12 protein-coding genes are annotated in these 12,373 nt (G+C 62.8%); 5 read left to right on the top strand and 7 right to left on the bottom strand.

The window, feature by feature from the left end; genetic code table 11:
• Positions 1-2: 2 nt before the first annotated feature.
• The 5 genes from P3G66_RS27025 to P3G66_RS27045 all read right to left on the bottom strand — a co-directional run bounded on the left by P3G66_RS27025 (position 3) and on the right by P3G66_RS27045 (position 4,962).
• A complete protein-coding gene (locus P3G66_RS27025; RefSeq protein WP_276117363.1) occupies positions 3-1,397 on the bottom strand; it encodes a cytochrome P450 in 1,395 nt (464 codons plus the stop codon).
• Positions 1,394-2,200 carry an SDR family oxidoreductase gene (locus P3G66_RS27030; protein ID WP_276117364.1) on the bottom strand — a complete coding sequence of 269 codons (807 nt, stop codon included), beginning with the start codon at positions 2,198-2,200 and terminating at the stop codon, positions 1,394-1,396. The genes P3G66_RS27025 and P3G66_RS27030 overlap by 4 nt, the downstream gene beginning before the upstream one ends.
• On the bottom strand, positions 2,200-3,405 hold the full coding sequence (locus P3G66_RS27035; protein ID WP_003944019.1) for a cytochrome P450: 1,206 nt from the start codon (positions 3,403-3,405) through the stop codon (positions 2,200-2,202). Before P3G66_RS27035 ends, P3G66_RS27030 begins: the two co-directional genes overlap by 1 nt.
• The gene (locus P3G66_RS27040; RefSeq protein WP_024487471.1) at positions 3,402-3,968 is read right to left on the bottom strand and encodes a TetR/AcrR family transcriptional regulator; all 567 of its coding nucleotides are present in this window, start codon (positions 3,966-3,968) and stop codon (positions 3,402-3,404) included. The genes P3G66_RS27035 and P3G66_RS27040 overlap by 4 nt, the downstream gene beginning before the upstream one ends.
• Positions 3,969-4,104: 136 nt before the next feature.
• Entirely contained in the window at positions 4,105-4,962 is an 858-nt protein-coding gene (locus P3G66_RS27045) for a mycofactocin-coupled SDR family oxidoreductase (protein ID WP_007728643.1), read from the bottom strand.
• Between the two features lie 217 nt (positions 4,963-5,179).
• On the opposite strand from P3G66_RS27045, the gene P3G66_RS27050 reads away from it, so the two are divergent.
• The 5 genes from P3G66_RS27050 (at position 5,180) to P3G66_RS27070 (ending at position 10,387) form a co-directional block, all read left to right on the top strand.
• Complete coding sequence (locus P3G66_RS27050) at positions 5,180-6,646, top strand: aldehyde dehydrogenase (protein ID WP_218748579.1); 1,467 nt, start codon at positions 5,180-5,182, stop codon at positions 6,644-6,646.
• A 47-nt stretch (positions 6,647-6,693) separates the two neighbouring features.
• Positions 6,694-7,443 (top strand): SDR family oxidoreductase, encoded by a 750-nt coding sequence (locus P3G66_RS27055; RefSeq protein ID WP_276117365.1) that lies wholly within the window; start codon positions 6,694-6,696, stop codon positions 7,441-7,443.
• On the top strand, positions 7,440-8,375 hold the full coding sequence (locus P3G66_RS27060; RefSeq protein WP_007728637.1) for an NAD(P)-dependent oxidoreductase: 936 nt from the start codon (positions 7,440-7,442) through the stop codon (positions 8,373-8,375). The genes P3G66_RS27055 and P3G66_RS27060 overlap by 4 nt, the downstream gene beginning before the upstream one ends.
• Positions 8,376-8,389: 14 nt before the next feature.
• Entirely contained in the window at positions 8,390-8,833 is a 444-nt protein-coding gene (locus P3G66_RS27065; protein ID WP_042450544.1) for a carboxymuconolactone decarboxylase family protein, read from the top strand.
• A gap of 87 nt (positions 8,834-8,920) precedes the next feature.
• The gene (locus P3G66_RS27070) at positions 8,921-10,387 is read left to right on the top strand and encodes an FAD-dependent oxidoreductase (RefSeq protein WP_276117366.1); all 1,467 of its coding nucleotides are present in this window, start codon (positions 8,921-8,923) and stop codon (positions 10,385-10,387) included.
• Positions 10,388-10,397: 10 nt separating this feature from the next.
• Here the strand turns inward: P3G66_RS27070 and P3G66_RS27075 are convergent, their stop codons facing one another.
• A complete protein-coding gene (locus P3G66_RS27075) occupies positions 10,398-11,219 on the bottom strand; it encodes a GNAT family N-acetyltransferase (RefSeq protein WP_276117367.1) in 822 nt (273 codons plus the stop codon).
• Positions 11,220-11,321: 102 nt separating this feature from the next.
• Entirely contained in the window at positions 11,322-12,344 is a 1,023-nt protein-coding gene (locus tag P3G66_RS27080; protein WP_003944025.1) for an alpha/beta hydrolase family protein, read from the bottom strand.
• Positions 12,345-12,373: the final 29 nt, after the last annotated feature.

Consider the following 12,373-nt stretch of genomic DNA (forward strand, 5'->3'; position numbering starts at 1 on the left):
GATCACCCCTCACGCCCGGGACGTGTTCGGCGCCGGTACCTCACCGCGCACGGCTGCTGCAACTGGACGACCATCTTGCTGTGGTCGTTTCGGTAGGATTCCGACGGCTGCGCCATCTCGAACTCGAAGTCCCGCAGCAGGATCGAGAAGATCGCTTTGAGCTGCATCTGGGCGAACGCAGCGCCGACGCAGCGATGCCGGCCGGCTCCGAACGGAATCCACGTCCAGCGGTTGACGATGTCCTCTTGATTCGGGTCGATGTACCTCCCGGGATCGAAGGTGTCCGGCCGGGGAAAGTCCTCGGCGATTCGATTGGAGATCGCGGGTGTCGCGGCGACAAGATGGCCCTCTCGGATCTCGAAGCCTCCCACTTCGAAATCTCCACGTGCCACACGCAACAGGATGATCAACGGCGGATGCAGTCGAAGGGTTTCCTTGACCACAGCCTCCAGAACCGGAATCTGGCGCAGGGCATGAAAACTGATGTCGGCGCCGTCGGAGTACAGATTGTCGAGTTCGTCGACGACGTCCGTCATGGTGTCGGGATGCCGCAACATCTCGATCAACGACCACGCTGCCGTGCCGGAAGTCGTGTGGTGGCCGGCGAACATCATCGAGATGAAGATGCCGGTGATCTCGTCGGCACTGAACCGGAGGTCGCCGTTCTCGTCCTTGACCGAGACCAACACGTCCAACATGTCGCGGTCATCCTTGCCCTGCGGAGGATTCGCGATGCGCCTGTTCATGATGTCCTGTACCAGAGCGACCAACGCCAACCTGGCCTCGTCGCGGCGGCGGAAACTCTCGATCGGCGCGTACGGATCCACGAAAGCCAATGCATCCGTTCCCTGTTCGAGCTCGTGATACAGCTTGGCGAAGCTATCATCCAGTTCGTCGCGGAACTTCTTGCCGATCAGGCACGCCGACGAGGTGTAGATGGTCAGCTCGGCGAAGAAGTCGAGCAGATCGATCTCGCCTTCGTCTGCCCACTGCGCGACCATCGCCTCGACTTCGCGGCCGATCGTGGCGGCGTGCCCGCGCATCTGTTCGCCGCGCAGAGCCGAGTTGTGCAGCATCTCTTTACGCCGCTCCGGGCTGGCGTCGAAGACGACGCCTTCACCGAATATCGGCTTCATGAAGGGGTAAGCCGCTTGTTGGTCGAGGTCCTCGTCGGTGGAGCGGAAGAAGAACTCGTTTGCCTCGGCTCCGGACAGCAAGATCACTGTGCGGTCGGCAAGTTGAAAGGCGCCGACGTCACCACATTCCTCACGCACCCGGCGCATGAGCGCTATCGGGTCGGTTCGCAGTTCCTCGAGATGCCCGTGCGGGAGATCCCCGCCGGACACCCGCGGCGGCTCTGGCAGTGTTCGCGACGTCTCTTGCACTCCGTGCGTCATGTCGTCTCCTGTGAGTTCGCAGTGGGAAGTTTGTCCAGTGGCGCCTCGGGCTGAACTTCGACGAGCACGATGTGTGCTCCTCGCGGCGCCGACACAACGGCGACGATGGCATTGGCGATGTCCGAGGCGCGCAGAAAGTAACCATGGCGGGCGAACCCCCACTTGCTCCACGATTCCCCGACCGGTCCGATGATCTCCGGCGTCGTGTCCATCCCCATGCCGGTCAGTGTCGGCCCGGGTCGCACGATCGACGCGCGAATGCCTGTTCCCTCGAGCTCCATTCGCATCTGACGCCCCATTGCCTCGAGCCCGGCCTTCGCTGCGTCGTACGCACCCATGAGTGGACGCTGGAGCTCGGCACAATCCGAGCCGATCAGTACGAAGTCACCGCGCTGTCGTTGCCTCATACCGGGGAGAACACGATGCGCCAATCGCTGCGCACCGACGAGGTGAACTTGGATCTGCCGTAGAAACGCCTCAGGATTCATCTCGTCCGCAGCCCCGAATTCGAGGTCTCCGGCACCGGAGACGACGATTTCCGCGGGGCCGTGGACTGCCTCTGCGGCCGAGACGAACCCGTCGACCGAATCACCGTCCGTGACGTCGAGGAAGTGGGCGAACGCTTCACCACCGTTGCTGCGGATCTTCTCGGCGATGGCTTCGCATTCGGCGACTCGACGCGCACCGAGTGCAACCGGATGCCCGAGTTCGGCCAGGGCATACGCGGTGGCTGTGCCGATTCCCGACGACGCACCACTGATCAGTGCCGGCCGGCGAACAGGATTGGGTTCGAAACGAGGCATCAGCGCACCTGCACTTTCACCGGCAGGGCCGCAAAGCCCCGGACATTTGTCGAATGAACACGCTCGATTCCAGACTCGACGACTTCGTAGTCGCTGACCCGACGCCCGAACTCCGCCAGGGCGATCTTGGCTTCGAGCTTGGCAAGGTGGGCACCGAGGCAGAAGTGCACGCCACCACCGAAACTCGCGAGTTTGCCCGACGAACTCCGGCCGATCTGGAAGCTGTCGGCATCGTCGAAGACGTCGGCGTCTCGGTTGGCCGATCCGATCAGGAGCAGGACCTTCTCCCCCGCCGGAATGGTGCGTCCGTGGTATTCGAGGTCGACAACCGAAGTCCGAGCCACGATCTGACTCGACGTGTCGTAGCGAAGAGTCTCTTCCACCCATTCCGAGGCTCGTTCGGGATCGTCGAGGACCGGTGCGATCTGCTCCCGGTGGTGCGAACCCCAGTACAGAGCGTTTCCGAGAAGCTTGGTCGTGGTCTCGTTTCCGGCCACGACCATCAGAAACATGAATCCGAGGATCTCCTGGTCCGAAAGCTTGTCTCCGTCGATCTCGGCGTCGAGCAAGGCCGAGGTCAGATCGTCCGTCCGCGATCGGCGACGCTGCGCGATCATCTCCTTGTAGTAGCCCATCAAACTGATCGAAGCCTCCACCGCAGGTTGCGGCACGTCGAGAACACCCGCCTCTCGATGCACCACCAGATCCGCCTTGCGCCGCAGTTCGGCTCGGTCGGGTTCGGGGACACCCATGAGTTCGGAGATGACGTCCATCGGCAGCTTTCCCGCCACCTCCGTAATCCAGTCGAACTCCCCCGCGCCCAGCGCGGGTATCAGATGTTGCTTCGTCAGTTCGAGTATCCGGCCGTCGAGCTCCGCAACACGCCGCGGTGTGAATCCGCGAGAAACCAACTGGCGCAACCGCATATGGCGGGGATCATCCATAGCGAGAAACGACATCACATAATGCGCGTGTGGACCGTATGCAGCGGGGTCGAGTGATACTCCGTTTGCGCTCGACAGACGCTTGTTGTCCTTGAATCCGTCGACCACGTCCGCATATCGCGACAATGCCCAAAAGCCCACGTCCGGATTGTGATACAGGGGTGATTCTTCGCGCAGACGCTTGTACGTCGGATACGGATCGTCGTGAAAGTGGTAGTCGTACGGATTGAAGACCACCGGATCGATCAAAGCTTCTGTCATGATTTCTCCAGGATCAGTAGAGCTGAGGCCTCGAGGCGTCCAGCGATTTGCGCGTAGGTTCCGTAGCCGATCCCTGCCCGCAGAAGCGCCCCGGCATAAAGCATTTCGAGCGCTTCCAACACTTCGGGTTCGCCATTCGGATCCAACGCCGAGGCGAGTCGTTGATGGATCTCGAGCCCGATCCGGCCGCGAAGATGTTCCACTTCAGGGTCGGATCCGAGCAGTGCATTGGTCACGGCGGCCGATACCTCCGGTTCGTCCGCGAGAAGCAGCGCGATATTTCGAAGTACAGACAGCACGTGCGCGGTACGATCCAACCCTGAGCCATCAGGCGCCGACGAGTTCTGAAGTCTTCGCCAGAAAACCTCTGCGACGAGATGCTCCTTGGACGCGAAATACGTGTAGGCGGTCGCAGTTCCTACGCCCGCTTCGGCCGCAACCGAACGGACAGTCAGTCCGGAAAACTCTTGTTTGCGTAGAACTTTCACTGTTGCTTCGGCAAGCCTGGCCACAGTTTCCGCCTGTTTGCCCGTGAGGCGCCTGCGAGTGGATTCGTAGACAATCGATCCCCCGCCACTTGAATCGCCCCGTTTGCTGGACACGTGTCTGGACGTTACTACAGCGTCCTGTCCAGGGCAACGAAATGGGGAAACTTGGAAAATTCACCACGAACAGGCAGCAGCAACGCGAAAAGTTCTACTACAGACCGATCTTCATCCCGGCACCAGCGTCCACGCGCAGTTGCTGGCCGGTGACGAATCGCGACTCGTCCGAGGACAGGTACACGACTGCATGCGAGATGTCCGCGGGTTCGACCCACGGGGTCGGCATCGCCTGCATGAACGGGAACGTCACAGCCGCATCCTCGGCGGTCGGATTCTCGAGGTCGGGACGGAACGTCCGGTACATCGGCATGCTCTGCAACATGTCGGTGTTCACATTGGTCGGATGAATCGCGTTGACGCGAATGGAACTCGGCCCGAGGGTCAGCGCCAACGAACTGGTGTAGGCCTGAATCAGCTTCTTGGCCAGGCCGTATCCGTCGCCACCCGGACCCTGGAGCGCCTGTTGCCCGTTGAATCCGGTCTGCGGCACCAGACCGGCAACAGAGCCGATCGCGATGATCGAACCCCCTTCGCCGAGGTATTCCATCGACGCGTGCACTGTATTGACGACACCGAGAAAGTTCACATCGAAGGCGTCGACGAAACCGGCGGTCGACACGTGTTTGCCCAGCGGACAGATACCGGCGTTCGCCACGACGACATGCAATCCGCCCAACTGCCCTACCGCCTCGGCAAGTGCTGTTTCGAGTCCGGCGCGATCACGGACGTCGACACGCGCCGTCACCACCTGCTGCCCGGCCTCTTTCACCAGGCGAGCGGTTTCCTCCAGATCGGCTGGACTGGCGAGCGGGTATTCGTTGCTGGCGATGTCTGCGCACAGATCGAAGGCGATGATGTGCGCGCCCTCCTGCGCGAGACGGACGGCGTGACTGCGCCCCTGACCTCGAGCAGCGCCGGTCACCAACACCACTTTTCCGTCAACTCTGTTCATTTCGACCTCTCTCCTGTGGATGTGAAGACGTGGTTGTGAATGTGCGGTGAACCGTAGCGGCGCCGCACCGGACACGAGGCGCTTTTCGTCGAAGCAGATCCGAGACCCTCTCGAGACCGCTGGGCTCTCGAAATCTCTTATGCCCCAAAAACCATTGCCTCAACCACAAGTGTGAACTAGAGTCCAGACACATGTCCAGAAAGAGAGGGTTTGCGCTATGACGCTTCGACCCGCAGACAGTTCTGCACTTCTCGTCGACGGAAAACTGGTTCCCGGATCCGGCGGGACCTTCGAAGTTTTCAACCCGGCGACCGAGGAACTGATCGGCCGTGCGGCCGAAGGCACCGCCGCGGACATGGACGCGGCCATCGCCGCTGCGCGCCGTGCGTTCGACGACACCGAATGGGCACGCGATCACGGGTTTCGCGCTCGCTGCCTGCGCCAACTGTGCGATGCACTCCAGTCCCACATCGAGGAGTTGCGTGAGATCACCGTCGCCGAGGTCGGCGCACCGGTCATGCTGACGAGCGGTCCGCAACTCGAAGGCCCGATCGAAGATCTTCGCTACTGGGCCGATCTGATCGAAACCTATTCGTGGGAACAAGATCTCGGGCACGCGTCACCCATGGGGATTCCGACCCATCGCCGACTGCTCAAGGAAGCCGTCGGCGTCGTCGGCGCAATCACACCGTGGAACTTTCCGCACCAGATCAATTTCGCCAAGCTTGGTCCCGCCCTCGCAGCCGGCAACACCGTCGTTCTCAAACCCGCGCCGGACACGCCCTGGTGCGCCGCGCTGGTCGCCAAGGTGATTGCAGAAGAAACCGAGATCCCGGCCGGCGTAGTCAACGTCGTGACGTCGACGGATCACTCCCTAGGCGCGCAGCTGTGCAGCGATCCGCGCGTCGATCTCGTGTCCTTCACCGGTTCCACCGCCACCGGACGCACAGTGATGGCCACGGCCGCGCAAACTCTCAAGAAGGTCTTCCTCGAACTCGGGGGTAAGTCCGCATTCATCGTCCTCGACGATGCGGACATCAAAGGTGCATGCTCGGTTGCCGCGTTCTCCGTCTGCGTTCATGCCGGTCAGGGATGCGCGCTCAGTACCAGACTTCTGGTGCCGCGCGCTCGGTACGACGATGCTCTGGCCGCGGCATCTGCCGCGATGGCGGGTATCCGAGCCGGCGACCCCAGCGCGCGCGGAACGGTGTGTGGCCCGGTCATCTCGGCGCGCCAGCGCGCCAGGGTGGAGAGCTACCTCACCCTCGCGGTCGAAGAGGGCGGCACGATCGTGACGGGTGGGGGCCGTCCCGACGATCGCGAGAGGGGTTTCTTCGTCGAACCCACTCTCATTGCCGGGCTGGACAACTCGTCTCGCGTAGCGCAGGAGGAGATTTTCGGGCCCGTCCTCGTGATCCTTCCGTACGACAACGACGACGACGCTATCCGGATTGCCAACGATTCCCCCTACGGCCTGTCCGGGTCGGTGTGGGGCACCGATCCCGATCGCGTCGCGCACGTCGTTGCCGGTGTCAGAACCGGAACGCTGAGCGTCAACGGCGGCGTCTGGTATTCGGCCGACGCACCGTTCGGCGGCTACAAACAATCCGGGATCGGCCGCGAAATGGGCCTCGCGGGTTTCGAGGAATACCTCGAAACCAAGCTCGTCGCTTCACCTTCCTGACATTCCACACCCTCACCACAGGATCATCACCACGAAAGTAGGTCGACATGGGACGTTTCGACGGTCGCACCGCGATAGTCACCGGAGCAGCGCAGGGTATCGGAGAGGCGTATGCCCGCGCTCTGGCCGCGGAGGGGGCCAACGTGGTCGTGGCGGACCTCAATCGCGAACTCGGTGAAGCTGTCGCCAAGCAGATCACGGCAGACGGTGGAAGTTCCGTGTTCAAGGACGTCGACGTCGCCGACGGGGAGTCGACTGCGGCACTTGCCGACTTCACGATCGAGCAGTTCGGCAGCATCGAGCATCTGGTGAACAACGCTGCCATCTACGGCGGAATGAAGATCGATTCCCTGTTGACGGTGGACTGGGACTACTACCGAAAGTTCATGAGCGTCAACATGGACGGCGCACTGCACGTGTGCCGGGCGGTCGTACCTCACATGCGAGCGAAGGGCGGTTCGATCGTCAACCAGTCCTCCACAGCAGCCTGGCTGTACTCGAACTACTACGGACTCGCGAAAGCCGGTGTCAACAGCCTGACACAACAACTCGCGACCGAACTCGGCTGGTCGAACATCCGGATCAACGCCATCGCTCCCGGTCCCATCGACACGGAGGCGACTCGAACCGTCACCCCCGGCAACATCGTCAAGGACATGGTGAAGCGAATCCCGTTGCAGCGCATGGGAACGCCGGAGGATCTCGTCGGCATGTGCCTGTTCCTTCTCTCCGACGACGCAGGCTGGGTGACCGGGCAGATCTTCAACGTCGACGGAGGCCAGGTGTACCGGTCATGACGCAATCGGCGCCGAAAGCCAGCGCTTCGAAAACCAGACTGGGATACATCGGCCTAGGCAACATGGGCGCGCCGATGGCGCAGCGCCTCCTGGACTGGCCGGGCGGACTGGTGGTGTGTGATGCCCGCGCAGAAGCGCTCGAACCGTTCACCGCTGCGGGCGCGAGCGCAGCATCGACGCCCGCCGACGTTGCAGCGCAGGCGAGCATCATCTCCGTCACGGTGCTCGACGACGCGCAGGTTCGCGAGGTTGTGTGCGGGCCGCACGGGATTCTGTCGACCGCACAGCCAGGCACTGTCGTCGCGATTCACTCCACTATCTCGGACACCACGGCGGTGGAACTCGCTGACATCTGTCAACAGCGTGGTGTTCTGCTGGTCGACGCGCCGATCAGTGGCGGTGCCGGCGGCGCAGCGCAGGGCAGGCTGGCAGTGATGATCGGCGGCTCCGACGAGGCGTTCGAAGCCGTCCGCGAGCCCTTCGGATCCTGGGCCGAGCTGGTGGTTCACGCCGGTGACGTCGGCGCTGGAACGCGAATGAAGCTCGCACGCAACCTTCTTCACTTCGTCTCGTTCACCGCCACGACCGAGGCCGCGCGACTCGCCGAAGCAGCAGGACTCGATCTCCGCACGCTCGGAAAGGTCGTCAGGCACACCGATGCGATCACTGGTGGCGCGGGCGCGATCATGCTCCGCGACACCACCGCACCGGTCTCGGAGGACGACCCGTGGTTCTCGATACTGCGGCATGTTCGCAATCTCGGGGAGAAGGACTTGGCCTTGGCCATCGACCTCGGTGATCGGCTGAATCTCGACCTGCCGCTCGCGCACCTTGCGCTCGCCGGACTCGGTGCCGGTCTGGGCGTCGGGAATGACAGCGAAGACAGGCCGGCCGAACCTTCGACGGCATCTACTACTCGGGAGCACGCATGACCGACACCACTCACATGACCGATGCCGGTGGAACCGACGAAAGCCGCATCTCCGAGGCCCGTGCTCGTGGCGTCGCGAAGATGAACGAGGTGTACGGCTGGGAGCTTCCCGCCGACGTTCCCGGCGACTTCTTCGCGGTCACCGCCGACCACCTCTTTGCCGACATCTGGACGCGACCGGGACTGTCGGTACGTGATCGACGACTACTCCTGATCGGTGCCATCACCGCCCAGGGGCAGAACGATGTGGCGAAGATCCAGATCAACGCTGCTCTCCACAACGAGGAGTTGACCGAGCAGCAGTTCGAAGAGGCCGCAATCTTCCTGTGCCACTACGTCGGCTGGCCGCTGGCCACCGGGCTCAACAATGCGCTGATCGCCGTGAAGGCCGACAGACGTAAGGCCGCGCGCGCCAAGGAGAAGGCCGCGGCCGATTCCGCGAAAACGGACACCGACTGACTTTCGGTCGAGATACTGCCATCAGGGCATCGATCACACCCACCGATTCCCCCACCAACCAACCAGAAGAACGAAGGATCCGAATCCATGGCCGAGGCCAGCTCAATCCGTCCGCAGTCCTCCGCAAACATCGAGCAGTGGCACTTCGAGGCTGACGTCGTCGTCGCCGGCTACGGCATTGCCGGAGTGAGTGCTTCGATCGAGGCCGCGCGAGCGGGCGCCGACGTGTTGGTGCTCGAGCGCACGAGCGGCTGGGGCGGCGCTGCGGCGCTGGCAGGCGGATTCATCTATCTGGGCGGCGGGACCCCGTTGCAGCAGGCACTCGGGTTCGAGGACTCCCCCGCCAACATGAAATCGTTCATGATGGCCGCACTCGGTCCCGGCGCCGACGAGGAGAAGATCACCGACTACTGCGAAGGCAGCGTCGAGCACTACAACTGGCTCGTCGACAACGGTGTGCCGTTCAAGAAGAGTTTCTACGGCCAACCCGGCTGGGAAACACCCTTCGACGACGGACTCATGTATTCCGGCGGCGAGAACTCGGCACCGTTCAACACGATCGCGACACCGGCCCCTCGCGGGCACGTTCCACAGATGAGCGGCAAGCGCACCGGGGAGAAGGGCGGTGGTTTCATGTTGATGAAGCCACTGATCGAGACGGCCGAAAGCCTCGGCGTACGAGCAGAATACGACATGCGAGTCCAGCGCCTGGTCGTCGACGGAGATCGAGTGGTCGGCATCATCGCCAAGCAGTACGGCAAGGAAGTGGCAGTTCGAGCACGCACGGGTGTCGTTCTGGCGACGGGAAGCTTCGCCTACAACGAAGCGATGATCCAGTCGTACGCCCCACGGCTGATCGGGCGCCCCGGTGCGGCTATCGAAGAGCACGACGGAAAGTCCATCCAGATGGCGCAGGCTCTCGGGGCCGACCTCGCGCACATGGACGCCACCGAGGTCGCATTCTTCGGCGACCCCCAGTTGATGATCCGCGGCATTCTCGTCAACGGACGCGGCCAGCGCTACGTCAACGAGGACACGTACCCGGGAAGAATCGGCCAGGAGACGCTGCTGCGCAACGAGAATCAGGCCTACCTGATCATCGACGAAGCTTCCTACGAAGAGGGCTGCGCCGCCGACAGTTCCACACCGTTCTTCAGATTCCAGCCCAAGTGGGTGGCCGAGACCGTCGAGGAACTCGAATCCGACATGGGCCTGCCGGAAGGCACCCTTCAGTCGACGGTCGAGGTCTACAACCGGCACGCCGCCCGTGGTGAAGACCCGGTACTCGGTAAGAAGAAGGAGTGGGTCAAGCCGATCGGCTCACCCGTCGCTGCGCTCGATCTTCGCAATTTCACCGCCGGATTCACGCTCGGCGGCCTGCGCACGTCGATCAACTCGGAGGTCATCCACGTCTCCGGCGAACCGATCCCGGGTTTGTTTGCCGCTGGACGCTGCACCGCCGGCGTCTGCGCCGGTGGATACGCCTCCGGAACGTCCCTCGGTGACGGCAGCTTCTACGGGCGACGCGCCGGAGTCAGCGCTGCCAAGGGCTGAGCGTCTCTTCTCAGATGTCAGCGTCCTCGCTGCGACGTTCGAGGAACAACGTGTCACGCCACCGCCCACCCAGTTGAGCGATACGCGACCGAGTGCCGACGACTCGGAATCCGACGGCCTGGTGCAAGGCGACGCTTGCCCGGTTCTCCGGGAAAATCGACGACTGCACTGTCCAGATCTCACTGGCGTCGGCGGCTTGCACCTGTCGGCGAAGCAGCAGCTTGCCCACGCCGCGCCCGCGAGCGCCGCTACCGATGTAGATGGAGTTCTCGGCGACCCCGCGGTAGCAGTCTCGCGAGGACACCGGGCTGAGGCTCGCCCAGCCTTCGACGCGACTGTCGATCTCGGCCACCCATCGATGATCGGGTAACCATTGCGCGTCGAGCTTCTCGGCGGATGGCACCGAGGTGGTGAACGTCGCGGTTCCGGTGTCGATTCCTTCGCGGTAGATCGAGCGGACGGCATCCCAGTCGCCGGATTCCATGCGGCGCACCACCACGTCATCGGGAAGAACTCCCAGTGTGTCTTCGACCGGACCACGAGCAGCCACGACGGCGGCCGCTGCCATCAGATCGGAGTATGCCGTTCCGGCAACACTGACAACCGAAGTGCCTTCACGCACCGAAGCCTCGACAAAACCGACCTCGATCAAGGCCTCGAGGTGGGCACTCAACGCCGACGGCTCGAGTGATGCGGCGTGTGCAATCGTGTCGACGTCGATTGGACCGCCGGCAGCAAGTCGGAGCACTCGCAGCCGCGTCGGATCACCCAGGCACGCAAACCTGCGCGCAAGTACGTCGGTGTCGAGGGGAGCGAGTGTTTCTGAACTCATGAGGCGACTATAACGCCGCTGACCTGCAGTTCGGTCGGCTAGGTTCGGCAAGAGTGTCCCGGAGTGAGAAACAACTCAGCCACCGACCCCAGGGTTCGCCGGCTAACGCGCACCGATCGACGCGGCAATCATCGACCACGAGTTGTGAAGATCGTCCTGCCAGTAACCCCAAGAGTGAGTGCCAGTTGCCCGGAAATCATAGGTGGCCGGGATGCCCAAGGAGTCGAGCCGCTCGGCCAAACGCTGGGTGCACTGGTTCGTCCCAGCCTCGATGACTCCACCCACGATCACCTGGTTCGCCAGAACGCCGAGGTCGCCGTTGACCATCGGTCCGCCCAGATTCTCGTGTGGGCCGGGCAGGCCCGATCCATTGCTGATGTAGAGGTCGACCCCCCGCAATCTCTCGGCGTTGACCACAGGATCGTTGGCTACCCAGCCCGGACCGCCGGGAGGACCCCACATGTTGTCCACGTTGCCGCCGCGGAATCCGACCACGAATCTCACGTAGTCCTGACCGGGTTGAGTACTCGTCTCGGCACACCCGCTGAAAGCACCGACGGCACGGTAAACGGATGGCGCCGCCTCGGCCAGGCTCAGAACCGAGGTACCTGCCATCGACAATCCGGCAACGGCATTCGTACCCGTAGTCCCGAGCGTGGCATCGACGATCGGTGGCAACTCCTGGGTGAGAAATGTGGTCCACTTGTTCAGTCCGAGAACAGGATCGGGCTTCTCCCAGTCGGTGTAGTAGCTGTAGGCACCGCCGATCGGGTTGACGACGTTGACGTTCTTGTCGCCGAAGAAGTCGACGACGTCTGTCCGTGTCTGCCACGTCGCCGTGTCCTCGCCTCCGCCGGCGCCATTGAGTAGATAGAGGGTCGGCCGGGGCGCACTTGTGTCTGCCGGCCGAATCACCTCGAGCGGAATCACCTTGTCCATCGCAGCCGAGTAGACGTACATAGTCAGCTGACGGGCGTTGATCTCCTCGACGTGATCGAGAGCTGAACCGCCTGAAGGGGATGTCGGGGCCGGGTCAGCCGAGGCCAACGCTGCTTCGCCGAACAGTCCCGTCCACGCGACGAGGGCGACGACAAGCATTGCCCGAGTACGTCCGATTCTTCTCATTGCCGCTCCTCGTGCTCGATTGCGGTGCC

It is taken from the genome of Rhodococcus sp. C3V, from assembly GCF_029269915.1.
Classification (GTDB): Bacteria; Actinomycetota; Actinomycetes; order Mycobacteriales; family Mycobacteriaceae; genus Rhodococcus_F; species Rhodococcus_F qingshengii.